The organism is Neorhizobium puerariae (assembly GCF_042429745.1).
In the GTDB taxonomy this organism is placed as follows: domain Bacteria; phylum Pseudomonadota; class Alphaproteobacteria; order Rhizobiales; family Rhizobiaceae; genus Neorhizobium; species Neorhizobium puerariae.
This window is the reverse complement of sequence record NZ_JBHMAA010000018.1, coordinates 1-25,816: the sequence shown is the minus strand read 5'-3', so window position 1 is coordinate 25,816 and position 25,816 is coordinate 1. Positions and strand designations below refer to the sequence as shown.

At 58.6% G+C, this 25,816-nt stretch carries 24 protein-coding genes and 1 pseudogene; 13 read left to right on the top strand and 12 right to left on the bottom strand.

What is annotated here, in order from left to right; genetic code table 11:
* Positions 1 to 35 precede the first annotated feature (35 nt).
* Entirely contained in the window at positions 36 to 1,664 is a 1,629-nt protein-coding gene (locus ACFFP0_RS16780) for a thiamine pyrophosphate-dependent enzyme (protein ID WP_377263017.1), read from the top strand.
* 136 nt (positions 1,665 to 1,800) lie between these two features.
* Here ACFFP0_RS16780 and ACFFP0_RS16775 read toward each other — a convergent pair whose 3' ends face one another.
* Complete coding sequence (locus tag ACFFP0_RS16775; protein WP_377263015.1) at positions 1,801 to 2,676, bottom strand: LysR family transcriptional regulator; 876 nt, start codon at positions 2,674 to 2,676, stop codon at positions 1,801 to 1,803.
* Positions 2,677 to 2,850: 174 nt separating this feature from the next.
* Here ACFFP0_RS16775 and ACFFP0_RS16770 point away from each other — a divergent pair, with 174 nt between their 5' ends.
* Both ACFFP0_RS16770 and ACFFP0_RS16765 read left to right on the top strand, forming a co-directional pair.
* The gene (locus ACFFP0_RS16770) at positions 2,851 to 3,732 is read left to right on the top strand and encodes a phosphosulfolactate synthase (RefSeq protein WP_377263012.1); all 882 of its coding nucleotides are present in this window, start codon (positions 2,851 to 2,853) and stop codon (positions 3,730 to 3,732) included.
* A gap of 67 nt (positions 3,733 to 3,799) precedes the next feature.
* Complete coding sequence (locus tag ACFFP0_RS16765) at positions 3,800 to 4,903, top strand: CoA transferase (RefSeq protein WP_377263010.1); 1,104 nt, start codon at positions 3,800 to 3,802, stop codon at positions 4,901 to 4,903.
* 13 nt (positions 4,904 to 4,916) lie between these two features.
* On the opposite strand, the gene ACFFP0_RS16760 is transcribed toward ACFFP0_RS16765, so the two are convergent.
* Positions 4,917 to 5,792, bottom strand: a complete 876-nt coding sequence (locus tag ACFFP0_RS16760; RefSeq protein ID WP_377263008.1) for a LysR family transcriptional regulator — start codon at positions 5,790 to 5,792, stop codon at positions 4,917 to 4,919.
* A 171-nt stretch (positions 5,793 to 5,963) separates the two neighbouring features.
* Between ACFFP0_RS16760 and ACFFP0_RS16755 the strand changes: the two genes are divergently transcribed.
* The 8 genes from ACFFP0_RS16755 to ACFFP0_RS16720 all read left to right on the top strand — a co-directional run bounded on the left by ACFFP0_RS16755 (position 5,964) and on the right by ACFFP0_RS16720 (position 14,647).
* On the top strand, positions 5,964 to 7,088 hold the full coding sequence (locus ACFFP0_RS16755; RefSeq protein WP_377263005.1) for a hydroxymethylglutaryl-CoA lyase-like TIM-barrel protein: 1,125 nt from the start codon (positions 5,964 to 5,966) through the stop codon (positions 7,086 to 7,088).
* A gap of 48 nt (positions 7,089 to 7,136) precedes the next feature.
* Positions 7,137 to 8,369 carry a CaiB/BaiF CoA transferase family protein gene (locus ACFFP0_RS16750; protein ID WP_377263002.1) on the top strand — a complete coding sequence of 411 codons (1,233 nt, stop codon included), beginning with the start codon at positions 7,137 to 7,139 and terminating at the stop codon, positions 8,367 to 8,369.
* 34 nt (positions 8,370 to 8,403) lie between these two features.
* Entirely contained in the window at positions 8,404 to 9,555 is a 1,152-nt protein-coding gene (locus ACFFP0_RS16745; protein ID WP_377262999.1) for a 2-methylaconitate cis-trans isomerase PrpF family protein, read from the top strand.
* 12 nt (positions 9,556 to 9,567) lie between these two features.
* Positions 9,568 to 10,290, top strand: a complete 723-nt coding sequence (locus tag ACFFP0_RS16740) for a PIG-L deacetylase family protein (protein WP_377263321.1) — start codon at positions 9,568 to 9,570, stop codon at positions 10,288 to 10,290.
* Positions 10,287 to 10,550, top strand: coding sequence for an RraA family protein (locus tag ACFFP0_RS16735; protein WP_377262996.1), 264 nt, complete (start codon positions 10,287 to 10,289; stop codon positions 10,548 to 10,550). The genes ACFFP0_RS16740 and ACFFP0_RS16735 overlap by 4 nt, the downstream gene beginning before the upstream one ends.
* 47 nt (positions 10,551 to 10,597) lie before the next feature.
* The gene (locus tag ACFFP0_RS16730) at positions 10,598 to 11,716 is read left to right on the top strand and encodes an ABC transporter substrate-binding protein (RefSeq protein WP_377262992.1); all 1,119 of its coding nucleotides are present in this window, start codon (positions 10,598 to 10,600) and stop codon (positions 11,714 to 11,716) included.
* Positions 11,717 to 11,793: 77 nt separating this feature from the next.
* Positions 11,794 to 13,557: an ABC transporter permease gene (locus tag ACFFP0_RS16725; RefSeq protein ID WP_377262989.1), complete on the top strand. Its 1,764-nt coding sequence runs from the start codon at positions 11,794 to 11,796 to the stop codon at positions 13,555 to 13,557.
* On the top strand, positions 13,550 to 14,647 hold the full coding sequence (locus ACFFP0_RS16720; RefSeq protein WP_377262986.1) for an ABC transporter ATP-binding protein: 1,098 nt from the start codon (positions 13,550 to 13,552) through the stop codon (positions 14,645 to 14,647). Before ACFFP0_RS16725 ends, ACFFP0_RS16720 begins: the two co-directional genes overlap by 8 nt.
* A 385-nt stretch (positions 14,648 to 15,032) precedes the next feature.
* Here ACFFP0_RS16720 and ACFFP0_RS16715 read toward each other — a convergent pair whose 3' ends face one another.
* From ACFFP0_RS16715 to ACFFP0_RS16685, 7 genes are all read right to left on the bottom strand, one after another.
* Positions 15,033 to 15,722, bottom strand: a complete 690-nt coding sequence (locus tag ACFFP0_RS16715; RefSeq protein ID WP_377262983.1) for an RraA family protein — start codon at positions 15,720 to 15,722, stop codon at positions 15,033 to 15,035.
* Positions 15,723 to 15,832: 110 nt separating this feature from the next.
* Complete coding sequence (locus tag ACFFP0_RS16710; protein ID WP_377262980.1) at positions 15,833 to 16,516, bottom strand: RraA family protein; 684 nt, start codon at positions 16,514 to 16,516, stop codon at positions 15,833 to 15,835.
* Positions 16,513 to 16,905: a VOC family protein gene (locus ACFFP0_RS16705; protein ID WP_377262977.1), complete on the bottom strand. Its 393-nt coding sequence runs from the start codon at positions 16,903 to 16,905 to the stop codon at positions 16,513 to 16,515. Before ACFFP0_RS16705 ends, ACFFP0_RS16710 begins: the two co-directional genes overlap by 4 nt.
* Before the next feature lie 34 nt (positions 16,906 to 16,939).
* The gene (locus ACFFP0_RS16700) at positions 16,940 to 18,808 is read right to left on the bottom strand and encodes an ABC transporter ATP-binding protein (protein WP_377263320.1); all 1,869 of its coding nucleotides are present in this window, start codon (positions 18,806 to 18,808) and stop codon (positions 16,940 to 16,942) included.
* 163 nt (positions 18,809 to 18,971) lie between these two features.
* Positions 18,972 to 19,865 (bottom strand): ABC transporter permease, encoded by an 894-nt coding sequence (locus ACFFP0_RS16695; RefSeq protein ID WP_377262974.1) that lies wholly within the window; start codon positions 19,863 to 19,865, stop codon positions 18,972 to 18,974.
* 12 nt (positions 19,866 to 19,877) lie between these two features.
* Positions 19,878 to 20,840, bottom strand: a complete 963-nt coding sequence (locus ACFFP0_RS16690; RefSeq protein ID WP_377262971.1) for an ABC transporter permease — start codon at positions 20,838 to 20,840, stop codon at positions 19,878 to 19,880.
* 311 nt (positions 20,841 to 21,151) lie between these two features.
* Positions 21,152 to 21,523 (bottom strand): cupin domain-containing protein, encoded by a 372-nt coding sequence (locus ACFFP0_RS16685; RefSeq protein WP_377262968.1) that lies wholly within the window; start codon positions 21,521 to 21,523, stop codon positions 21,152 to 21,154.
* Between the two features lie 46 nt (positions 21,524 to 21,569).
* Between ACFFP0_RS16685 and ACFFP0_RS16680 the strand changes: the two genes are divergently transcribed.
* Together ACFFP0_RS16680 and ACFFP0_RS16675 are read left to right on the top strand one after the other, a co-directional pair.
* Complete coding sequence (locus ACFFP0_RS16680) at positions 21,570 to 22,196, top strand: VOC family protein (protein ID WP_377262965.1); 627 nt, start codon at positions 21,570 to 21,572, stop codon at positions 22,194 to 22,196.
* 150 nt (positions 22,197 to 22,346) lie between these two features.
* A complete protein-coding gene (locus ACFFP0_RS16675; RefSeq protein WP_377262962.1) occupies positions 22,347 to 23,948 on the top strand; it encodes an ABC transporter substrate-binding protein in 1,602 nt (533 codons plus the stop codon).
* 119 nt (positions 23,949 to 24,067) lie between these two features.
* On the opposite strand, the gene ACFFP0_RS16670 is transcribed toward ACFFP0_RS16675, so the two are convergent.
* The 3 genes and pseudogenes from ACFFP0_RS16670 to ACFFP0_RS16660 all read right to left on the bottom strand — a co-directional run bounded on the left by ACFFP0_RS16670 (position 24,068) and on the right by ACFFP0_RS16660 (position 25,685).
* Positions 24,068 to 24,745 (bottom strand): LysR substrate-binding domain-containing protein, encoded by a 678-nt coding sequence (locus ACFFP0_RS16670; RefSeq protein ID WP_377263319.1) that lies wholly within the window; start codon positions 24,743 to 24,745, stop codon positions 24,068 to 24,070.
* Between the two features lie 153 nt (positions 24,746 to 24,898).
* A pseudogene (locus ACFFP0_RS16665) lies at positions 24,899 to 24,979 on the bottom strand (LysR family transcriptional regulator); the annotation flags it as partial.
* A gap of 304 nt (positions 24,980 to 25,283) precedes the next feature.
* Positions 25,284 to 25,685, bottom strand: a complete 402-nt coding sequence (locus ACFFP0_RS16660) for a MoaF-related domain-containing protein (RefSeq protein ID WP_377262959.1) — start codon at positions 25,683 to 25,685, stop codon at positions 25,284 to 25,286.
* Positions 25,686 to 25,816 lie beyond the last annotated feature (131 nt).

The window sequence follows — 25,816 nt, the reverse complement described above, 5'->3', positions numbered from 1 at the left end:
TTCCAGGGCCGATATGATCAACGAGGTTAAATGACATGAGTGAAGTCGAAACGACCGGCCAGAAGATAGCTCGCTCGTTGATCGCCAACGGTGTAGATACCGTATTTGGCATCCCCGGCGCTCATATGTACGATTTCAACGATGCGCTTTACGAAAACCGCCACAAGCTGCGTTTCATTCACACGCGACATGAGCAGGGCGCTGGATACATGGCTTATGGCTATGCCAAGTCGAGCGGAAAGCCCGGTGTCTTCACGGTTGTGCCGGGGCCGGGAGTGCTGAATGCGGGAGCGGCTCTCTGCACTGCCTATGGTGCGAACGCACCCGTATTCTGTATCACCGGCAATATCATGTCGCATTTGATCGGTCAGGGGCGGGGACAGCTTCACGAACTGCCCGATCAGCTCGCCACGCTTCGCGGCCTGACCCGCGCCTCCGAACGCATCGCGCATCCAACGGATGCGATGAGCGTCATGAGCGGGCTGTTCACGAGGATGAAATCGGGGCGTCCCGGTCCGGTGGCGGTCGAGGCGCCATGGGATGTTTTCGGACAGAAAGGCGTCGCCGAAGCGCCGCTGATCGGCGAGGAAGCGTCCCCGCCGCTCATCAATCCGGCCGATATCGCTGCCGCCGTGGCTCTCATCAAGGCAGCGAAGAACCCGCTGATCATGGTCGGCGGCGGCGCGGTTGATGCTGCGGAAGAGGTGCTTGCTCTCGCAAGGGCCTTGCAGGCGCCGGTCACGGCACATCGTTCGGGCAAGGGTATCGCCCCGGCGGACGATCCGCTCTCATTCGATTTCGTGGCGGGATTTGACTACTGGCGAACCTGCGACCTTCTCATCGGTATCGGCAGCCGCCTTGAACTCCAGTTCATGCGCTGGCGGTGGCTGCCGCCGGGTTTGAAGACTATTCGTATCGATATCGATCCGACGGAAATGGTGCGGCTGAAACCAACCGTTGGTATCGTCGCCGACGCCGGCGACGCGGCATCAGCGGTTTTGAACGAACTGGGCGAAGGACGCGCTAACCGTGAGTCGGAACTGGCATCTTTCAAAGACCGGGCGAGGGCAGCCTACGAGAGCGTCAGTCCACAGGTGCCGTATCTCGATGTGATCCGCAAGGTTCTGCCACGAGACGGGTTCTTCGTGGAGGAGGTGAGCCAGATGGGCTTCACCGCCCGGTTCGCCTTCCCGGTCTATGCCCCGAGGCAGTATGTCACCTGCGGTTATCAGGATAATCTCGGCTTCGGCTACAATACCGCATTGGGCGTGAAGGTCGCCAACCCGGACAAATGCGTCATCTCCGTTTCGGGTGATGGAGGTTTCATGTTCGGCGTTCAGGAACTTGCAACTGCTGTCCAGCACAATATCGCTGTCGTAGCAATCGTCTTCAACAATTCTTCGTACGGAAACGTTCTCCGCGACCAAAGACAAAACTACCAAGGCCGCTATATCGGTTCGGACCTGAAGAACCCCGATTTCTCGACGCTGGCGGAGTCGTTCGGTGTGCGGGCATGGAAGGTTTCCTCACCCGAGCAACTCAAGACCACGCTCGAGAAGGCGATTGAAATCGATGCGCCTACATTGATCGAAGTCGTGGTCGAGAAGGGGTCCGAAACCAGTCCCTGGCCTTTCATTCATCCGGCTGCACCAAGCGAAGGCTGATCGCCGTCGATTATTTCCAGCGCCATCCCGGCTGCCGGACGAGGAGACCAGGGAGCGCCGCAACCGGTTCAAGAGCTATCAGACAGCTACGTCCATATCGACGGTTGCAGGTTGCGTCATGTCGTTGGAAAGCTGGTCATGTCGCGTCCCGGGAGAGGTACTGTGCAAGCTGGCCGATCAAAATGTTCTTACTGTTGCGATAAATTACCGAGAGGTCGAGGCAATCGCTATGATCAGTGAGATTGAGCCATTTCAGTTGCGGGTCCAGGTTGCGGATGCAGGCTGCATGCACTATCGCAATCTTTTCGCCGCCGATCGCCATATCCAAAGCCGACTGGCAGCTTCCGACCTCGGTAATTTCCAGCGGTCCGAGTTCCTCTTGCGCAAATGCGTGCGAGAGTGATGACCGTAACTCGCTATCCCCGGGAATCATTACAAGCTGAGTCTGAAGCACATCTCGCAGCGACAGGTCTTGGCGCGCTGCCAAGTTGTGCTGTTCGACACAGACGAAAGCGATGTTCGACCGCATTATGAAAAGCCGTTGGAGATTGTCACTCAGCGCGTTGCGGAAATAGCCAATGCCGATATCCACTTGCCCGGAAGCCACGAGATCCGCCGTGGTAGCGGACCCGTTTATCTCGATACTGATTTCCACATCGTCGTTGACCTTGAGAAAGGCATTGATCTGTCGGGACACAAGACGAACCACGTTGCTGCCGGCGGATATGCGTATCTTTTGCTTGTGTGCCCGGTGGGTATCGAGAAGGCTGAGTGCGTCCTCCAGGCGAGAGAAGACGATGGCGATCTCGGTGCGGAACTGCCGGCCGGCCGGCGTCAACACGAGACTGTTGGGATGACGGTCGAAGAGCCGTATTTTCAGGTCTTCCTCGAGCAGGCGGATGCGTGTCGACACCGCTGGAACGGTCAGTTTCAGTTCCTGTGCAACTTTCCGCAGGCTACCTCGCTCGGCCACCAAGTGGAAAGCCGCCAGCCTCTGTAGATCGATGGACATCCAACGCAATGGAGCCTCCCGAAAATCCTCTCGCGATCGTTAGATTAAATCTGGCTTAACCTCCAACAAAATCTTCTTGTCTTTCTTCCGTTGGCGAGATCGCCGATTGTCCGCTCATCAGAACCGGCCAGCCGCACGTGGGTCGCTGCTGGAAATCGCATGAGGAGGACAATTATGCGCGCTCTACACGATCTGATCGATTTCCCGCCCCGCAGCGAAAAGCCGCGTCGACGCGGCATTACCATGATTATCGACGAGACGAGCTTCGGCGCCCGCAATCCGGAATTGATGGCCTATGCCGATTTCATCGATCTGGTTAAGATGACCATTCCCGGCGTATGGATTTCCGACCAGACATTCCGTGAAAATCTGAAACTGTACCGGAATGCCGGAGTCGACATTCAGCTCGGCGGCGTGCCGTACGAACTTGCCGTCGCGCAGGGCAAGCAGGAGCAATTCCTTGATCGGATGCTCGAACTCGGCGCCAACATCGTTGAGGTGGAGAATCACACCGGTGCGATGGATATGGCGGAAATGCAGCACGAGGTGCGGCGTCTGAAGGACAGGGGATTCGGTGTCGTCAGCGAAGTCGGCGCCAAGTGGGTTCAGTTCGACGACACCCGCAAGGACAAGAACTCGATCGATATATCGGCCGTTGTCGACAAGATAGGCCAGCTCATAGAGGCGGGCTCCGATCATATCTATTGGGAGGGCATGGTGGTTCGCGCCCTGCTCGGGAACCGCCTGGAAAACGAAAGCGGCCAGCAGCAACTCCTCGAGGTCATGCGTCAGGTCGATGCCGAGAAGGTCATTCTGGAAGTCTGGAGCGCCCGCGGCGCACCGAACACGCCGCTATGGGCGTGGCTCGTCCATCATCTCGGTCCCGAGGTCAATCTCGCCAACGTGCCCAGCAATCAGATCATGTTCCTGGAGTCCATCCGCCATGGCTGCTTCTATGATCCGGGCCATCCCTACCTCCGCTGGCTGAACGGCAACCGTCCGGTGGAGAAGTGGTGGCAGATGCCATTGCCGGACTATAAGACCGACCTCGTCTGAGACGACGTCCCTGCGGTGGATATCCGCCGCCACGGAAATCCGAACATGCTTCTGGGAGGGCGGCAACATGGATGTTCCAAGACAAAACCCCGGTGCTGAGGATCGTACGAGCAGGCCCGAAAGCCGCGCCCATGCGGCGCTTGCCGATCTGACCTCGGCCCTGGGCATCGAAAATGGCGATGTCGAGCTGACTGGAGACGACCCGATATTTCCGAGTCCCTACAGGATCGGTTGCGCCGGAGCGGCATCGCTGGCCGCGAGCGCTCTGGCGGCGGCACGCTTCTGGGAAAATCGCGGCGGCGAAGCGCAGCGCATCGGTGTCGACGCGCGTCATGCGGCGGCTTCGCTCAGAAGCGGAAAATACTTTGAGATCAATGGCGTTGCCGGACCGTCCCCGTTCGACGATTGGACGGATTACTATCCTGTCCGAGACGGACGTTACGTCTATCTGCAGAACAATGCCGCCCCGCATCGCCAGGCCTTTCTTTCCGTCATCGGCGCGGTGGACAACAAGGTCCAGGCTTTCGAAAAGACCCGGGGCTGGGACGGCGGCGAGCTGGAGGATGCGGTCCACGCCGCAGGCGGCGTGGCGGGATTGGTGCGCACGGCTGCCGAGTGGGCGGCTCACCCGCAAGGCAAACTTATCGCTTCCGAGCCTTTGGTGAGGATAGAACGGATCGGCGACGCGCCGGCGCCGGCGCCTTCACGACGCGCGGCCCGCCCGCTGGAGGGGCTCAGGGTGCTGGATCTTACCCGGGTGATCGCCGGCCCCATCTGCAGCCGGACCCTGGCGTCACATGGCGCGGACGTATTGCGCATCAGCGCCGCGCACGTTGCCGATATCGGGCTTGCGGAACTGGAAACGGGCATCGGCAAACGTTCCACGCGGCTGGATCTGCGCCATCCCGACGATCGAACGGCGTTCGAAGGCCTGCTCGCGGGGACCGACGTGGTGGTTGACGGCTATCGCCCGGGTGCGATGGCGGCACACGGCCTCACTCCCGCGGCGTTTTTGATTGTTGCTTCGGCGTTGCGCAAAACCTGTCCGGCCCAGCGTCAAGATGGTGAACGCACATATCCGCAAATCGACTTCTGCCGATATCTTACAATTATTCAAGTTGTCGAATGTGCGATCATTCGGGGATATGGCTCTGATTGTCGTCACCTTTAGACAGAACACGGTATTATCCGCGTTCCTCCACCGCGATCCTTTCGAATTGCTCAACGAGGTTTGTGTAGTGGCTCTTTCGGTAGGCGAGCACCACGAAACTTCTGGTGTCGGGGGCCGACAGTTTCCGCGAGATGATCCCCGAAACGCCTGTGTGCTCGTATATGTCCGGCAAAATCGCGATTCCGACGCCTGCCGCGACAAAGCCGAGAATGGCCGCACCATCTCGGGCGTGCTGGGTCACCTTGGGCAGAAAGCCGGCGCGGCTGCAGAGAAACGAGACATGTTCGAACGAGCCTGACCGGGCGGCGAAAGTGACGAAGGCTTCGTTGGCGAGCGCTTCTATGGACACCATTTCACCGGACCTGCTCCACTTGCTGTCGGCCGCTGCATAAAGGCGTAACTCATCATGCCAGATGTTTGTCGTTGCAAGGTTTGGATCCTTTTCGGCGTGGTAGGGCAGCCTGAGGAAGCCAACGTCCAGAGCGCCTGACCTCAACATATCGACTTGCGCTTCCGTGGAGGAATGAAAAATCTCCTGGGATACGTGCGGATATAGCTCGCGGAAACGCCTGAGCGTTGCGGGAAAGCTCGCACGCATGGGAACCGAGGCCGTGAACCCGACCCGAAGCCTGCCTGCTTCGCCGCGGGCAGCTAGCTTGGCGAGGTCGCGGGTCTGGTCGAATTTCGCTACCGCCTCGTAAACATGCGGCAAGAGGAATTCACCTGCCGGCGTCAGCCGGACGCTGCGTTGCGTCCGCTCGAAAAGGGCAACGCCGATCTCGTCCTCCATCGCTTTGATCTGCATGCTGAGCGGCGGCTGGCTGATGCGAAGGCGTTCGGCCGCCTGGCGAAAGTTGAGCTCTTCCGCGACAGCCAGAAAGTAGCGCATGTGCCGAATATCCATACGATTTCTCGATATGTTTTGAGTATCATTGCGTGACAAATAATATATTGGACGAAATTTGTCCAATCCACGATCCTGGTCTTCGAGGCATAAGCGACATTCGACCAGGGGGGCTGGCCGGTGGCGCAAGTCATAAAATGCCGGCGAGGAGAAGCCATGTCATCCAGATACCCGACCGTTCACATCCGCGAGGAATTGCTGCGCGACGGTCTTCAGATCGAGGACGAGTCGATATCGGTGGAAGCGCGGGTGAAACTTCTCGATCTTTTGTCGCGATCGGGTCTGAAGCAGATCGTCATCGGTTCGTTCGTCAGCCCGAAGTATACGCCGCAGATGGCAAAGACCGATGAAGTCGCCGCACGGTTTACGCCGCGGGAAGGGGTTACTTACACCGCGCTTATTCCCAATGAAAAAGGTCGCGAGCGCGCGGCGCCTTTTACCAACAAGATCCAGATGGAACGTCACAGCCTGGCGCTCACCGGTCTCCACATGTGCGATGTCTTTCCCAGGCGTAACTGGAATCGCAGCCAGCAGGACGAGATCGACAAATGGCCCGCCATCATCGAAAGGGCTGTCAAGACCGGTTTCAAGGACGCGTCTATCTCGGCGCATGCCTGCTGGGGTTCCAACTTTACCGGGCCTGTGGCGCTGGAGGACTTGATGAAAATGCTGCAGCGGCAGCATGACCTGTGGACCGCAGCCGGCTTGACCGTGACCGGCTGCCGCCTGGGCGATCCCATGAGCTGGGTCATGCCGCATCTTGTCGAGGAAACCATCCTCGCCATCCGCGAGCGCTGGCCGCAGATTCGCGACTGGAGTCTTCATCTTCACAATGGACGCGGCATGGCGCTCACCAGCCTCTATGCGGGCCTTCGGGTGCTGAACGGCGACGATATCCTGCGTGTCGAGACGACGCTTGGCGGCATTGGCGGTTGCCCCTATTGCGGCAACGGGCAGGCTGCCGGCATGGCGCCGACCGAAGACTTCGTCAACATGCTGGAGGAGATGGGCATCGATACCGGCATTGATCTCGATATCCTGATCGAGGCGGCCTGGCTGCTCGAAGAGTTCCTTGGCCGTCAGGTCATCAGCCAGGTTCCGAAGTCCGGCCCGAGACCGCGCGGCGGCAGGCTTTACCCCGCAAACATCCCCTTCGTACAGACATTCGAGGAGGCCCGGCATTTCAGGCTAGGCCCTTCCGCCTACAAGGACTGCCCATCGCCATGGACAAAGCCAATCGAAAGCCCACAACTCGAAGCCTTGGGTCCGCGGAACAAATAGCGGTCCTTATCCATCAGATCGTCGATAGCATTGAATAAGGCGCCCCAAATGCTCCAGAACCTGTCCGTACCCGGCAGCGAAACTCTTGAAGCGAAACCAGCCCACCTGCCTTTGGCTGGCATCAAAGTCGTGGAATTTTGCCATATAGCCATGGGCCCGACCGTTGGCTTGATTCTGGCGGAACTGGGGGCCGATGTCATCAAGGTGGAGCCTCTGCCGAACGGGGACCGCACCCGTTACCTGAAGGGTCATATTGCCGGCGCCTTCGGCTACTTCAACCGTTTCAAGAAAAGCGTGGGCGTTGATATCAAGACCGATAAGGGTAAGGAGATCGTAAAACGCCTTGTCGAAAACGCCGATGTCGTGACCGAGAATTTCGGTGCCGGCACCGCAGATCGGATCGGCATAGGTTACGACCAGCTTTCGAAATACAATGATCGCCTCATCTACTGCTCCCTGAAGGGGTTCCTCCCAGGGCCTTATGAAGACCGGGCCGGTCTCGACGAGCTCGCACAGATCATGTCCGGGCTTGCCTATATGACCGGCCCGCTTGGCCAGCCTCTCAGGGCTGGGTCATCGATCATCGACATTGGCGGCGGCATGTTCGGAGCGATCGGCATTCTGGCGGCGATTGTTCAGCGGCAGGTGACCGGTAAGGGGCAGAAAGTCGAGAGCGCGCTTTACGAAACCGCGGTATTCTTCACGGGCCAACATATGGCGGGGGAGGCTCACACGGGGAAGAAGGCCCTCCCTTATCCGGTTCGCGAACGCTCCTGGCCGATCTACGAGACGTTCGAGACTGCCGACGGCCGCAGTGTCTTCATTGGAGTGACGAGCGACAAGCAATGGCAGGCCTTCTGTACCGCTTTCGGCCGTCAAGATCTGCTGGCAATGCCGGAATACAAGACCAATGAATTGCGGCGCGACAACAAGGAGAAGCTGCGGCCGATGGTCGTGGAAATTGCCGCCGGATTGAACGCGCATGAACTGATCGAAACGCTGGCGCCAATTGGGTGCCCGGTCGGGCTGGCGGCCGTTCCCGGTGATCTTTTCGAGGACCCGCATCTGAACTTCGAGGGGCGGATGACAGAAACCACTTTGCCGGGTGGAAAGAAAGCCAAGCTCCCGCGCTTGCCGCTGAAGATGTCCGACATACCCACTGCATCCCGTCCCCACAGCCATGTTCCGGAATTTGCGGAAAACACCGAGGAAGTTCTCAGCGCTATAGGCTTCAGTTCGGAAGATATCAGGCGGCTGCGCGACGAGTCAGTCATTCAGTGACAGCTGAGACGACGAGGGGTTGAGGAGGCAAGATATGCCATTGAACAGCTTACCCGCGATCTTCATGCGAGGCGGCACCAGCAAGGCGATCATGTTCGATCGCCGCGACCTTCCGCAAGACAGGGCAGAATGGGACGCCATCTTCCTTGCCGCCATGGGCAGTCCTGACCCTGGCGCGCGCCAGCTGGACGGCATGGGCGGCGGCATAACGGCGGTTTCGAAAGTCTGTATCGTTTCTCCTTCCGATCGGGATGACGCAGATGTCGATTACACGTTTGCTCAGGTGGCGGTGCGCGATGCGAAGGTCGATTACAAGAGTAATTGCGGCAATATGAGCTCTGCCATCGGTCCCTTTGCCATTGAAAGGGGCATGCTCGAAGCCCGCCGGGCTGAAACCTTGGTTCGCATATACAACACGAATACCGACAAGATCATTCATTCCACGTTCCAGACCAGGGATGGTATGCCCGAATATTCCGGCGATCTGTCCATCCCCGGCGTTTCTGGAACCGCCTCGCCCATCCGTCTAGATTTCATCAAACCCGGCGGTGCCACGACCGGTAAGCTTTTGCCGACCGGCAACGTTGTCGACGTGCTGGAAGTGGAGGGGCTTGGCCGGATTGAGGCGAGCCTGATCGATGCCGCGAATGCATGTGTTTTCGTAAGAGCCGAGGATATCGGCCTTGGGGGGGCGGAATTGCCCGACGAAATAGAGCGCCGGCCGGATATCCTAAAGCGTCTGGCTGCCATTCGCGAAGCGGGGTCCGTCGCAATGGGGATTGCTCCGGACCTGGAAGCGGCGAAGAACTCGCCCGTCGTTCCTTATGTCGGCTTTGTCAGCCCATCGATGGACATGTCGACACTGTCCGGCGAGCAGCTCCACGCCGCAGACATGGACGTCAACATGCGGATCATCGCCAACGGTCTTCCGCACAAGGCGCTGCCGCTGACGATATCGCTCTGCGCTGCAGTTGCAATGCGTATGGATGGGAGCATCCCGGCGCAAAGCACCAAGGCGGTTTCAGCAGATGCGCCGCTGAAGCTTGGAATGCCGTCCGGAGTCTTGACGGTCTCAGCCGACGTCCGCAACGACGGTGACGCTTGGGAAGCCGAATACGGTTCGTTTTATCGAACCGCACGCAAACTCTTCGAAGGCAAGGTTTCCTTCGAAAGCAGACGGTATTGATTGGAGGAATTCATGGCCACAGATAAGGCAGGTCTCGTCGTCACGGCTCATCCGGGTGACTTTGTGTGGCGCGCCGGCGGTGCAATCGCGCTGCACGCCGGTCTCGGTTATCGGATGAAGATCGTCTGCTTGTCGTTTGGCGAGCGCGGCGAAAGCCAGGGCGCCTGGCGCCAGGAAGGCATGACGCTCGCCGAATGCAAACGACAGCGCCAGTCGGAGGCCGAGAAAGCTGCAGAAATCCTTGGCGCTGAGATCGAGTTCTTCGATGCGGGCGATTATCCGTTGCGCCTCACGGATGCGATGCTTGATCGGCTCATCGATATCTATCGAGACGTCAAGCCGTCCTTCGTGTTGTCGCATTCGAAATCGGACCCCTACAACGTCGACCACCCCGAAGCCGTCCGTTTTTCGAACGAGGCCCGCATCATTGCCCAGGCAGCGGGCCACAAGCCGGAGGACAAACCGGTTTATAGCGCGCCGCAGGTTTTCATGTTCGAGCCGCATCAGCCCGAGCAATGCGGATTTGTACCGGACCGAATCCTGAACATTTCTTCCGTCTGGGATATCAAGCGGCGCGCATTCGAGCAATTGCCGGCGCAAAAGCATTTGTGGGACTATTACGAACGTGTAGCGCTGAACCGTGGCATGCAGGGCGGGCGTAACAGCGGCAAGCCGATGACGCATGGCGAAGCATACCAGAGCACCTATCCCGAGGCCGTAGAGGTGATGGGATGAGCGTGCTCAACGTTGTCGTCACGGATATCCCGCGCCTTGCCGCACCGTTTGTCGACGAGTTCGCCACCTACGGCGTGACCATCGTCCATCAGGCCGATGCCGAGGACACGCTCGCGGCTGCACGCGAGCGCCACGACAATGAGGCCTCGAAGCGCAACCGTCTTGCAGCCGGAGAGCTGGGGCTGGACATCTACGGAATGCGCCCGGCGCTGGAGCAGGCCGGATTAGAATTTGTCCACTCGACGGAGTGGAAAGGGTAGCGCGGCTACAGCCGCGCTTTAACGGGTTTGTCAACTGGGAGGAAAAAATGTTTGACAGACGGCAATTCCTGAAATTGGGGGCAGGGGGCGCGGTTACCGCCTTGACGCTTCATGCGACGGCTCGCGCGCAAAGCACGCCCGCGGGTTATCCTGCGGATTACGGTTCGATCATCGAAGGCTCCCGCAAGGAGTCCGGATTGATCGTTTATTCCAATATGTCGGATTCGCAATGGAAGCCGCTGCTGATGGCTTTCCGCGAAAAATACCCCTGGATCACGCCGCAGACGCTGGACGTCAACGGCAGCGAGGCGATGGAACGTTATCTCGCGGAGACATCGACGGGAAGCCGCTCGGCCGACCTGCTGATGACCGTCGCACCCTCGTCCTGGATCGATATGATCGCGCGCAACGAGATCGTGGATTACAGTTCACCGGAAGCTGCGGCTTTCCCGGCCTGGAGCAAACCGCATCCGGGTCTCTATACGTCGGCTCTCGATCCGCTTGTCTTCTTCTGGAACAAGGCTTTGCTGCCGAAGGAATTATGGCCGGCGAGCTTCGCCGACCTGGTCGAGAAGGTGAAGAAAAACCCGGCGATCTTCAACAAGAAGCTTACCAGTTATGGTGCGCATCTGACGTCCTATGGTCACGACGCCCACTTCTTCTTCGCGAAACACCATGGCGACAAGGTCTGGGATTGGTATCGGACGATTGGACCTGCCACGCGCTTCGAGCGTGCTGCCGGCCCTATGGTCGAAAAGGTAACGACGGGCGAATACGTGCTCGGCTACTTCTGCGGCTCGGCTGCATCCCGTATGGCCGCCAAGGATCCGGCCCGTTCACAGATCGTCGCGATGAGCTACATCAACGACGGCACGCCGATGGTCTTCCGCGGCCTTGGAATTCCGAAAAAATCCACCAGTGTGAACTCGGCCAAGCTATTGCTTGATTTCGCCCTTTCGGAAACCGGCCAAAAGGCGCTTTCCGCAGGGTCGCGCACGCCGCTCCGTCCCTCGATTACCGCAGAAGCGGTCAGCGGCGGTGAGACATATGCCTCGATTACCCAGTCGATCGGCGAGAAGAATGCGATCATGGTCAGCTATGATCCAGCACTCGTCAAAGATTCCAAGGCATTCGTCGCCCGGTGGCGCGAAGCCAACGGCGTCTGATCAGTCACCGGACTGTGGCCGAAAACTAAACTGAAGGACCGGCTCCGGTCCTTCATGTCCCTTCAGGAGGATTTGCTATGGTCAGCCTGCCATCAGCATCACAGACTTTTAGCAGGGCTCAGGCTCCGCGGCAGGATCTGGCACGCACAGGCCTGCGCCATCCGGCACGCTCCGTCTTTCTGCAATACGGCATCGCTGTCCTGACGCTCGTGCTCGTCGCGGGACCTATACTGCCGCTCATATATCAGTCGGTTTTGGACCGCCCACTGTACGAGGGCGCCAACGCGAAGCTGACATTGGAGAATTACACGGATCTGTTTACCGCCGGTCCGTTCAAAACCGTCATCGTGAACACGTTCATATTCGCGTTCCTGTCGACGGTCATCTCGCAGTTCATCGGCGTTCTGTGCGCCGTGCTCGTTGGGCGCACCAATGTGCCGGGGCGCAGGCTCTTCGGCGATATGTTGCTTTGGCCGCTGCTGATCTCCCATCTCATCTTGTCATTCGGCTGGTTTCTCATCTATGGCCCTGCCGGCTATGTGACCATGTGGGTGCAATCGATCATCGGCTTCCAGCCGTGGAATCTTTACACGTTATGGGGAATGTCGCTCGTCGCCGGCATTTCGCAGGCGCCCCTGGCGGCCCTTTATTGCCTGGGTTCGATCACGCTCTCCGACCCCTCTCTGGAGGATGCGGCGCGCACCTGCGGGGCAAAACCGGCGCGAACGTTGTGGTCGATCACCCTTCCGCTGTTGACCCCTGCGATTCTGTACGGTTCGGTGCTGAACTTCACCAGCAGCCTGGAAATGCTATCGATCCCGCTGATTTTCGGCGAGCCGGGCGGCATCTCGCTGTTCACCACTTTCCTTTATTCGCAGGGCGTGTCTTCGCCTCGGCCCAATTACGGTCTCGTGGCGACCGCGGCGGTGCTGCTGTTGATCATCGTCGCGTTGCTGGTCTTCCTTCAGGGGCGCTTGCTGCGAAATACGCGAAAGTATGTGACTGTCGGGGGCAAAGCTTCTCGCAAACGGCTGTTCGACCTTGGAAACCTACGCTGGGTCGCGTTCGCCTTCCTGTTTTGCTATACGTTCTTCTTCATCGTATTGCCTCTCGGCATTCTGGTGCTGCGCGCCTTCACCCGGTTCCTGACCCCCCTGATGCCTATCTGGCCGCTGTTCACCCTGGACAATTTCCGTGGTGTCCTCGCATCCGAGGCCAATATGCGCGCCATTGCCAACACGGTCATGATTGCCGTCGTAGGCGGCGCTATCGCAACGGTTTTCATCGCCGCGGTAACGCTCATCATCCACCGATCGGAGTTCCGTTACCGGCGCCCGCTCGAATATATCGCGCTTTTCCCGCGTGCCATTCCTGGACTGATCGCCGGTATCGGTTTCTTCTACATGATGGTCTTCATTCCGCCAGTGGGTTGGCTGCGCAACAGCGTCTGGATTCTGATCCTCGCCTATACGATGCGCTATATCCCGACCGCCTTTGCGAGTCTGTCGCCGACACTGATGCAAATCGGACCGGACCTCGACCGCAGCGCCAGGGTCATGGGTGCAGACTGGCTTACCGCCGTCTCGGCAGTCATCCTCAAGCTGATGAGGCCGGCCCTGTTCTCCTGTTTCGCGATCCTGTTCATCCATTTTCTCAAGGAATACTCGATCGCGATCTTCCTCATTGCACCGGGCAGTGAAGTCATAGGAACCACGCTGCTGCAATATTGGGTCCTCGGCGATATGGGGCCGCTTTCGGCGCTCGCCACCATCCAGATCATCCTGACCATCCTCTTCATCGCCATTGCTAAGAAGGTCCTGAAGGTAAACATCTATGACTGAGCTCATCATCGAGAACATGTCGCGCGACTTTGGCTCGTTCCATGCCACACGCGATATCAATTTCCACATCGCAGACGGTGAGTTCGTAACACTGCTCGGTCCCTCCGGATGTGGCAAGTCGACCACCCTGGCGGCCGTCGCTGGCCTGGACCGCCCGACCGAAGGCACCATCCGTACGACGGAGAAGGTTTTCTTCAGTTCGGCGCAGAAGGTGTTCCTCCCGGCTGAGGACCGCAATTGCGGGCTCGTCTTCCAATCCTATGCGTTGTGGCCGCACCTCACGGTTTTCGACAATGTCGCCTTTCCGCTCAAACTTCGTCGGGTTCCCAAGGTCGAGCGAAACCGCATGATCGAGCAGGTGCTTGCACTGGTCGAGATGGAGCCTTTTGCTGGCCGCTATCCACACGAGCTATCTGGCGGCCAGCAGCAGCGTGTGGCGCTTGCCCGCACCCTGGTCTACAAGCCGTCTATCCTGCTGCTCGACGAGCCGCTTTCTAACCTCGACGCCAAGCTGCGTGAACGCGCGCGGGTGTGGCTCGGCGAACTCAAGCGTCAGCTGAAGATGACGACGCTTTACGTAACGCATGATCAGGCCGAGGCGCTGACTTTGAGCGATCGGATCGTCATCATGGATAAAGGGCGTATCGTCCAGATCGCGACACCTGAGGAAATTTACGAGAACCCGGCAGAAGCCTTCGTGGCCGATTTCATCGGCACCAGCAGTTTCTTTCCAGCGACTGTCGTTGGTCTCACCGGAAGCAATGCCACGGTCCGCTTCTCGGACGGTTCGGAACTTAAGGTGGCCGTCCGAAAGGACATAGCGCAAGGTTCTAAAGTCAGGATTTCCGTTCGCCCCGAGCGCATGCAGGTTCTGTCAAGCCGGTCCGAGGCGCCTGAGGAGGACGGCACCGTGCTCAGCGCGAGAATCCGTTCACGAAGCTACCTCGGTGCCCGCTTCCAATATGAACTCGAAGCCGGCGACGCGATCGCTAAGGTAGAGACCCACCGCCGGCTCGAAGATGCAGATGCACTATTATGGGTTCCCTCGTCCGGCTCGATCGCTTTCAGGGACAAGGTCGTCGCGGCCTAATTCATTCAGGCAATTACGCGCCGGCGCTACTCGCGCCGGCATTGCCTTCTTGCAAAAGCGGCTCTTGTGCTTGGACAGCGCCGGCTTCATCCCATGGAGATGACATTTCCAAATTGAAGGCGCTTTTGCAGAAGCGCTGCCGAGTGCGAAGCATGCCCTCCCTGTGGAAGAGCTCACTTCCTTGAGCTACCGCAGCGCCGAGCAGCTCGATTGCTACGGATACGATCTAATATGAATGGGAGAAGCGCTCCACGGGTGTAGCCTGCTATTCTTCCAGGGCCGCAAGTCTCCGTGATTTGCGGCATATGCGGACCTTATGGGTTGGTATACCCGTTTCTCAACACCGCCGATCCGCATCAGGATAGGGCTGCATGGTGAGTAAACCCTAGCTACGGAAATGCGGCAGGCTGTACTCCGTGTCCATTGCGCAGCCTAGATCATGCAACGCTTTGTCGATCCAGCCGCGATCTTCCTGTTCGGGAGCATTCTCTGCTTCGTGGCGTGCCTTGCGTTCGGCCGCTTCGCAAACCTCATCCGCATCGCGATAGGCAATGCAAACGATGCCATCCTCGTCGGCTGCAATCAGATCGCCGCTTTCGATCACCATACCATCAAGAGCAATCGGGTAGTTGATCTCTCCTGGACCATTCTTGTAGGGCCCGCGATGCGTTACTCCAGCCGCGAAGACAGGCAAAGGGTGAATGCGAAGGATATCGTAGTCGCGAATGGCGCCGTTCACGATAATTCCTGCCAGCCCCCTTGCCGCCGCTATCCTCACCATGCGTTCCCCAAGAATGGCATTCGTGAGGTCGCCGCCGGCGTCCACGACGAGTACGGCTCCAGCAGGAGCGATATCGAGCGCCTTGTGGACCATCAGGTTGTCTCCGGGCGCTGTCCTGACCACAAATGCCGGGCCTACCATCCGCGACGTGCCCATTGGTCTCAAACGCGATCCGCCGGCCGACAGTCGGTGGATGGAATCGCTTATGCATGCGACCGGAATATTCTGATATCTGGCGACGAGTTCGAGGTTGACGGAGGGGCGCGAGGCGCCGACACGGAAACCGGGAGTCATGATGGAATGCCCTCATTGAGGTTTGTTTGAAAAAAGCATGGCTTTTCAAGCAGCATGGCGAGACGCCATGCTGCCGGGAGTCGAGAACGCGGAACCGCTGATCACTCTTTTTATTCAGGCGCGAGCATGATCTCGTATCTGCGATCCATGGCATCACTGATGCGAATGCCTCTGGCAAGAGCCGTACGGATCTCGTTCTCCGTCGCGAGAAATTCGCGCGCGACGTTGACCACGTCCAACAGGCGATCGGCAGGGATGACTGCGACGCCGCTACCGTCGGCAATAATGAAATCACCAGGCCGAACGTTCACGCCGCCGATCGTCACAGGCTCGTTGGTCGATATCTCAGAGACCCGGCCGCGAGCGGTAACCGGCGTGACGCCACGCGAAAATACCGGCATATCCAGGAACTCGGCCTCGTCGATATCTCGCGCCAGGCCATCGACCACGATCCCCGCCACACCCTTCGCTCGAGCTGCCGTGCAAAGCAAACCACCCCACCCGGCGCAATCGCTACGATCCGTGTGCTGCACTACGATAACGCGGCCGGTCGCGGCAATATCGATCGCGGCGGTGCCGAGGTGTCGCTTTGCAACCGCACCGTCGTGCCTCTGCAGGGCAACGGTTACGGCAGCGCCAAAAATGCGGTGGCGGGTCGATTGCCGGCCTATTCCGGTAATACCCGGCGGCAGCCCCAGCCGTTCGAGGGCATCGGAAATCAGGCAACTGTCGTAGGACAGCATCTCCTGGCGCAGTGCGATGCCTTCCGCGCTATTCAGATCCGCCACCGTCATGAAGCGGCCTGTTCGAGATCGATGGGCGTCGCGATCTGGAGCTTCTTGCCTTCGGGGTCCTTCAGGTTAAAGACGCGACGACCGCTGGAGGCGGCAGGCAGCAGCGGCCGCTGGAACTCGAAACCCTTGTCGACGAACTCCTGATAGCAGGCATCGATGTCGGTCGTGCGTATCGCGATGTGCTGGAAACCCTTCGGCTCGTCGGCGGACTCGTTCAATTCCAGGATCGGAGCGTCGAGCCCGCCTGGAAAGCGCAGTTCCACTGAGCCCCCGGTGTGGGCGGTCCGGCGGGTCTCTACGAAGCCGACACGTTTGAGGAATGCAACCATCTCCTCCAGGTCGTCGACATTGATTTCGATATGGTCGATGCCATTCAGATAAGCGGACATGGAAACTCCTAGGTTCGAGGGATTGAGAGGCGATTTAGAAGGATGTCGACCATTCGCTGCCGAAGTCTTGGACGAAATGTCCCGGCCCGACCTCGCTGTAGCCCCGGACCGGTGGTATGTAGTCGGCGCTTCTGATCGGGCTTTTGATTTCGTCGCTGCTCGTCGGTCGTCGCATATGTCGGCGCGAGGGTTCAGGGATAGGGACCGCCGATAGCAGTCGCCGCGTGTAGGGGTGGCGCGGGCTCCGAAAGATCGCAGCACGCGGTCCGATTTCGACGATCTCGCCGAGATACATGATCGCCACCCTGTGGCTTATGCGTTCGACGACGGCCATATCGTGGGAAATGAACAGATAGGCGAGCTTCAACCGTTCCTGCAGGTCCAGCAGAAGATTGACCACCTGCGCTTTGATCGACACATCGAGTGCCGATACCGCCTCGTCGGCGACGAGCAGCTTGGGTTTGACCGCCAGCGCCCGGGCAATGGAGATGCGCTGCCTTTGGCCTCCGGAGAATTCGTGCGGGAAGCGGGACATCATGTCCGGACTCAACCCAACCCGCTCAAGGAGTTCCGCGACACGCGCGGCGGCAAATGCACGATCCCCCAGTCCATGGCTGATAATCGGCTCTGCAATGGCGTCGCCCACCCTTATGCGCGGGTTCAGGCTCGCATAGGGGTCCTGGAATACCATCTGAATCTCGGTGCGCATGCTCCTTAGCCGGTCTGCGGCGAGGCTGCGTAGATCGATTCCCTCGAACACCACGTTTCCGGCCGTGGGTTCCTGCAATCGAAGAATCGACTGCCCGGCGGTAGATTTGCCACAACCGGACTCTCCGACCAGTGCCAGGGTCTCCCCCTGCCTCAGTTCGAACGATATGTTTTCCACTGCATGAACGCGAGCCGTCACCTTGCGTAGCAGACCGGCACGAATCTCGAACCGCTTGACCAGGTTGGAAACACGCAGAAAAGGCTCGTTTTCCCAGTCCACCGTGTCCGGCGACTCTCGGGGTGTATCGGCCTCTCCCGTGGCCTTGTCGAGGGCCGGGAAGCGCATCGGCCGCTCAATGCCGCTCATGGAGCCGAGCCGCGGCACAGCCAGAAGCAGCGCTTTGGTATAGGGTTTTTGCGGGTTTGCGAACAGCTCGCCGGTCGGACCGTTCTCGACCGCGTCACCTCGGAACATCACGAGCGTTTCGTCCGCCACTTCCGCGACGACCCCCATGTCATGTGTGATGAACAGAACGGACATGCCTGTCTCGTCCTGCAGTTCCTTGATCAGCTCGATGATCTGGGCCTGAATGGTAACGTCAAGCGCGGTGGTGGGCTCGTCCGCAATGAGGAGCTTCGGATTGCATGACAGCGCCATGGCGATCAACACGCGTTGGCGCATGCCGCCGGAGAAATTGTGCGGAAAGTCCTTGAGACGCGCCCGAGCCGATGGGATGCGCACACGGTCAAAAAGACGAACGGTTTCGGCCTCCGCCGCCTGTGCGCTCAATCCACGGTGCTCAATGAGAGTCTCCGACACCTGATGTCCAATCGTATAGACCGGGTTGAGACTGGTCATCGGCTCCTGGAAGATCATCGAAATGTCAGAGCCTCGCAGTCTGCGCATGCGGCGGTCGGTCATCGCCGTCAGAGACTGCCCTTGGAACAGTATCTCACCGCTAACGCAGGACTTGCGTGCATCGAGCAAGCGCGTGATCGCAAGCGAGGTGACGCTTTTCCCCGATCCCGATTCCCCAACCACGGCCAATGTCTTTCCGGAAGCCACGTCGAAGGAAAGGTCTTTCACGACCCGGTTCCAAACTGTTCCTCCCTTCGGATCGGACGACCTGAAGGAGACGTTGAGGTTGCGAACCGACAGGAGCTGCTTAGAGGCCTGTCTCGACATATCATTCATGCCGCTTTTAAGGACTGCTTCGTTCACTATTGTCCTGCCTCCGTCGTCCCCTGCCGGAACTTGAAATCGTTTATCGTGACGTGTGACGGCGATAAATTTCCATACTTGCGGGTAAGCATTTTCATCCTTCGCAGCCAGCGATCCAGCCGGCCCAGCTCTATCTTCATCGACCGCTTTGATGCGGGTCGAGCACGTCGCGCAAAGCGTCCCCGAGAAAGTTGAATCCGAACACGACGATGGTGATGGCCATTCCGGGTGCGATGGCCAGCCAAGGTGCCTGGATCATGTAACGCTGCGTCTTGCCGCTCAGCATGGCTCCCCAGGATGGTTCGGGCGGCGGCGTACCAAGCCCCAGGAAGCTGAGGGAAGCCTCCGAAAGGATGGCCGATCCCAACCCTGCGGTGGCCAGGATGATGAAAGGCGCGATGCAATTGGGAAGTACATGGACCAGCAAGATCCGGACATTGGTGAGGCCGAGATTGCGGGCCGCCATGATGTAGGGCCGCTCGCGGATGGAAAGCGTCGTGGATCGAATGACGCGGGCCGCGCCTGGAAGCATCACGATCGCGAGCGCCAGGATGACGTTCTCCAGACTCGACCCCAGCACGGCCACCATAGCAAGCGCCAGAATGAGGGTCGGAAAAGACATCAGCATGTCCATGACGCGCTGGATCGCGAAATCCAACCTGCCGCCGGCGAATCCGCTGATCAGGCCCAGCAAGGCGCCGGTGGTGGTGCCGATCCCCACGGCCATGAAGCTGACATAGACCGAGGTACGGGCACCGTAGATCAGTCGGCTGAGAATATCCCTTCCGAATTCGTCCGTACCCAACCAGTTTTCGGGGCCAGGCGGCGCCAGCAGGTTCGCGGAGTTGACCAGATAGGGGTCGTGAGGAGCAAGAACCGGGGCGAACAATGCGACGAGGGCGAAGACCGGAATGATAACGCCACCGATGGCGCCAAGCGGCTTGCGACGCGCGAAGAGATATACCTTTCTCCACAGGGACCGCCGGAAGAGAGCTTGCTCCGCAGTATTTTGAGCTACCGTTGTGATCATGTCAGCTGTTCCTCAATCGTAACGGATGCGAGGGTCGAAGACGCCGTACATGATGTCGACGATCAGATTCATGATCACGTAGATGACGCCCATGAGAAGGATGATCGCCTGCACCACCGGATAGTCGCGGTTGTAGATCGCGTCGACGAGATACCGGCCAAGACCGGGCAACGTGAAGATCGTCTCCAGCACGACGGTCCCGTTCAGCAAGGTACCGAGTTCGATGGCGCTGAGGGTGAGAACTGGAAGAATCGCGTTGCGCAACGCATGTTTCAGCATGACGACCCATGGCTTGAGGCCCTTTGCCCTGGCCGTACGCACATAGTCTTCCTGCATCACGTCCAGCATCGTCGATCGCGTCATGCGCGACAAAAGCGCGGCATTGCTAAAGGCTAGAACCAAAGCAGGCCAGATGATCTGCTGAATGTTGACCCAGGGGTTTGTGGTAAACGGGACGTAGCCGAGTGGGGGCGCCCAATTGAATTGCAGCGTCAGCACAAGGATCAGCATAGTGCCTACCCAGAAGGTCGGTATGGCCAAGCCGGCTATCGAAACGGATCGGATGACGTAATCGACCCAGTTATCCTGGCGGACTGCCGAATAGACGCCGATCGGAATCGAAATCAACATCGAAAGCGCGACCGCCATCAGCGCGAGTTCCAGCGTCAGCGGAAGGCGCTCGGAAATCTCGGTTAAAACCGGCCGGCCGCTCCATAGGGAATTGCCGGCGTCGAGTGTGAGGATTCCGCCGATCCAGTCGAAATACTGCATGATGATGGGTTTGTTCAGGCCAAGCTGGTCCCTCAACGCTGCAACCGCCTTGGCGGATGTGGCGCTGCTGCCATCCTCACCTCCCGCCAAGATCATTCGCGCAACATCGCCCGGCAGCATTCTCATGATGACGAAGACGATGACCGATATGCCGAACAGGATCGGCATCAACACGAGCAGGCGCCGGATGATGTAATTCAGCATTCCCGGCCACCGAAAGATGTGGGATTGCCTCCAACAGCCGATATCGCCCGAGAAGCAATGGTCTCGAAGTGCTGCAATGAATCCTCCTCAATTCACAAGGCTATGACGCGCATCCAATCCATGCGTGAAATGGCCTTCCTCCTGCCCGCCGGAGCCGGCAGGCTGCATCGCGCAAAGAGCGAGGATGAGAGCGTGCCTCCCCCCCCTCGTATTTGCATGCATGACCGCATCGAGTGCACGGATGCTCAGCGGCCGACCGGCGCGATCCGTTTGGCGCGGATATTCCCAGCCGCACGAAACGTCGTCGCCGCCTAGCTTTGTCCGAACCCGGTCCCAGCCTTGCGATAGGCTTCGCGTGGTGGGCTGAAGATGTCGAGGACGCGCGCGCCCTGCGGACCGGCCTTAAGCGTATGGGGGACGTTGCTGGGCGTCCGCCAGAAATCGCCCTTCGCCACCGCGATTTCTTCTCCGCCCTGAAATCGCATAGCCGAGCCCTCCAACATCAGGCCCCATTGCTCTTCCACATGATGATGCACCGTGCCCTCGGCATTCGGGGCAATCGTTACCACTGAAAGCATCACATGTTCGCCGGCGAATATCCGGGTATTCAGCCCCGGCGCGAGCTCGCGCCTCAGCCCGTCGGATTCGTCATCGAGTTTATGAAATTCTTCTCGCTGGCTCATGCCGTTCCATCTCTGCTCATTCTATACATCGTTCACGCATAATCAGATGGAAATATTTCTGTCACACCAAGGGCTGTGGCTGGAAATACTATTTTTTGAAGACAGCCATCATCACATTCTAATAGACGCTGGGGCTTCGCAGGCGAATATAACGCGAAGGGAGGAGCTGGGATCGCGGTTGGTCGCCGGGTGCGAACCTGGGGCAAGGCGCAATTCCATTCCTGTCATACAGCAATTCAAAGTTTGGATGCATCGGGAGCGTGACGCATCCACGATCTGGAGAAACGTGGCCTTGTTCAGTGGATTGGATCATATCGATATCGCCGTCGAGAATTTCAGCGAAACTGTGACTTTTCTAACCGAGCTGGGGTTCGAGATTATCCGGGATAACGGCAACCGGGGAACTGTGGAAATCCGTTTTCCCGGAGGGGCTGATCAACCGTTCATCGAGTTGCGGCCGTGTGTTGACAAGCAGGGCAACAGGACCCCCGCTGGGCTGCGCCACCTGGCGCTTCGAGCGCAAGACTTCGAAAAGACCTATTCCGAACTGAAGGAAAAGGGCTTCGAGTTCCGCGGCGTTCCGCGTTTGGTGGAATCCAGTGGACGCACGGTGGTAAGCATCAACGATCCCAACGGCTCGCAGCTGCAAATCGTGTCCGCTGAGACGGATTAATCCGTGGGAAGAAAATGCCGCTACGTTTCGTCGACCCGGTGATTTGCACGATGCCGCATCTCGCGCCGCTCTGACGGCTGGCTCATCCCGCAAGGCCCGAGCTGGTCGGCAGGCTGGGTTGACGTAGAATGCTCGACAAGGGAGGAGCGAATGAATCCATCATTTTTTTTGAATCGGCGGCAGATGCTGCTCAATATGACCGCCCTTGGCGTGGGCGGAGCCGTATCTGCGGCGTTTCCCGGGGCAGGTTTCGGACAGGCTGCCCCAGCCAAGGGAGGGATACTGTCTGTCGCGACTTCCGGGGACCCGCCGAATTACGATATCTTTTCCAATACCACCGGGCGTACGCTACGCGTGGTCGGTCCCTGTTACAATGCTCTGGTGATGGTGGACCCCAAAGATCCCTCGCGCATCGTCGGCGACCTGGCTACATCCTGGGAGGCATCCCAGGATGGCTTGGCCTTCACTTTCAAGATCGTCGAGAATGCGAAGTTTCACGATGGCAAGCCCCTGACCTCGGCGGACGTGAAGGCCACGTTCGAAACGATCCGCAATCCTCCGGAAGGGACCGTCAGCGTCCGCAAGGATTTGTTCACAGTCGTGGATGCGATCGATACTCCCGACAGCTATACTGTTGTCTTCCGTCTGAAACGACCTAGTGCTGCATTTCTCAGCGCGCTTGCAAACCCCTGGTGTCTGATTGCGCCAAAACACGTTCTGGATGCAAAGGGAAACACCAAGAGTGTCGTCGTCGGGTCCGGTCCGTTCATGCTGAAGTCCGCCAATAGCGGCGTCAGTGTCGAACTGGTGAGGAACCCCAATTACCATGTTCCGAACCGTCCCTATCTAGACGGGATCACCGTCTATGTCGTGCCCGATCGCGGAACCGTCGCCCTCTATCTGAAAACCGGGCAGTTGTTGATCGATATCGACATCCCACCCAGCATCGCCTCGGAACTGCAGAAGACGGCGGCCAGTACGGTGAACGTGCTGTCAGCGGTGAACTTCAATGGCGACTCCTTCGTGATGAATTCCAAAAAGGCGCCATTCAACGACATTCGCGTCCGCAAAGCCATTGCCCTGAGCACCGACCATGCCGATGCCTTGAAGGTCGTGTATAATGGCGCGGGCTCCGTAACAGGCTTCCTGGCACCAGGACAGTGGGCTCTGCCAGCCAATGTGCTCGCGCAGCAACCCGGCTACGGCCCCAACATGGAAGCGCGTTTGGCGGAAGCCAAGCAATTGCTCAAGGACGCCGGTTTGGAAAGCGGCTTCAAGACGGTCATCACCGGCCGCAAGAATGCCGGAACCCATGAGGGGCGCGTCGTCTACCTGGCGGATCAGTTCCGCAAGATAGGCATCGATGCGAAGATTCGTCTTGAGGAGACGGCCAAATATCTGGAGATCATGAATAACCGCGAATTCGAAGTCGCGACGACGATCATCAGTGCTACCGCCGACGATCCCGATGCGTTGTTTGCGACCTTCCATACTTGCAACGGAGCCGAAAACTACGCCGGTACATGCAATCCGCGCGTGGACGAGCTATTTGCACAACAGAGCCGAACTCTGGATATCCAGAAACGGCGCGAACTCGTCAATGAAATGGAGATATTGGCGCTGAACGAGTTCGGCTACATCAATCTCTACTTCAAGAACAAGTTCGTAGCCGTCCACAAGCGGTTGCAAGGGTATGTCATACACAACGAACCAGACAATAACATGCGTTTCCAGGAGGTGTGGCTGTCCTGACCCTTGAATTGTGGCGGGACTTCTTGTTGGAAGCGGATGGTGCGGTGAGAGTGGAAATACCTCACCGCGTCATCTTCCCCAAGCTGACACCGCGTCGGACGGGGCGAAAGCGCTGACGCTCATTCCTGAACGGCCGCACTATCGTCCACGGCCAGAATGCTTGCATTCCAGATACCGCCCTCCACGAGATCCGTCGAAACATCGCGGATGATGCCGGCGACCAGTCTTGTCGCGGAGCTCACTTCCCGTTCGGCCGAATAGGCTACCGCGACGATGCGTGACGGGGTGGGATCGACTATTTTCGACGCCCATACGATCTCGTTTTCCAACAGTTCTCCAATCCCTGAAAGCGGCAGAATGCTGGTTCCTACGCCCTGGAGGACCAGATTCATGATGGAGTGATAGGTATCGGATTCGACTTTCGGCAAGATCGAGACGCCGGCGCTGCGAGCGCATTCCTCGATCGTGGTCCTGATACCCCGTTTGGTGCCTTGAAGGATGAGTTGCTCGGTTACGAGATCGGGAAAACGAACGCGCTTCCTCGGTTCTTTTCCGTGGACGGCGCGCTCCACGAGAAAAAACTCTTCCCGGACCAATGGTGTCAGATGGAGCGATTTCGTCGGCTCGGGATCGCAGGTGACCGCAACATCCACTTCACCGCGCTGAAGCCATTGGAGGTTGGTGCCGGAAAATCCAGAGACGAAGCGCAGCGTCAGGCCGGCGTGTTCCCGTTCGACGCGCTGGATTAACGCCGCGCCGATCATGGTGGAGATGCTTGCCGTCAGGCCGACCGTCACAAGTCCTCCGCGCGCAGCCAGTCCAGCCGCCGTGCATTGCCTGATTTCGTCGATCTTCCCGAAAATCGCCTTTGCATGCTCGACAACTTCCAGACCGATATCGGTTGTGACCATGCCGCGCCCATGGCGCCTGAAAAGCCGCGCACCAAGCTCCTCCTCCAGAAGTTTGATATGTCTGCTGAGCGCTGGCTGGACGACATTCAGTTTCTGAGAGGCTTTCGCGAGGCTGCCCATCTCTGCAACGCATACGAGGGTTCGAAGTTGAGCGACGTCCATAGGCAGGCACGATCCTTATCAAGCCTCAAGAGTACGTCGGTACAGATAACATGCAAGACGGTTGACTGAACAGACGGGACCGGCCAGCGCGTCAGCGCCTGGCAGGCACAGGGCGCCGTCTCAGAGGCACGAAAGCCTCGGCACGAAGTAACAACTGGTTGCGGTTAAGAGCTTTAAAACCTTTTGTTACCGAGTCCTACAAAGCCAGGCCTGCTTGAACGTGGCTCCGCCGCGTGTCGCGACGGAGCCGCCAAGACGAACTCTATTTGACTTCAGTCAGTGTCCCCTTGCGTCGAGAAGCGGTGCCGTCGGGCAGAAAGATGTTCGTATAGGCTACGCCGTTCCGGAAATCATCCACGTGAACGACGTGCTGTCCGGCACGCCGCGACCAATAGATCATGTAGACGTCGTTACCGATCGGTGTCACCGTAATGTCGACCGTTGCCGTGTTCTTGCCGTCAGGCGAGGTGAAGATCATCTGCTTCGCGGACTTGAAGTCGAGACGGAACTTCTGGTCGCCGAAGTCGACGTCATAGGATTTGCCTGTGGCGACGAACTGAGCGTCCGTTGCTACCGAAACGACATGCGGGTCGGCGTCTTCGGCGAAAGCGGACGTCGTGATCAATAGAAGTGACGTCGCGGCGGCGGCGAGCATTTTGTTCATGGTGGTCTCCAATGAAAGAACACAAGGGGCAAAACGCGTCCAACTGGCGGCTTTTCCTTGGGTTCGGTTGGTTATTGACCGGCATTTTCGCCGATCGGCTAAATCTTCTCCGTCCGCTGGACAGGTTTGTT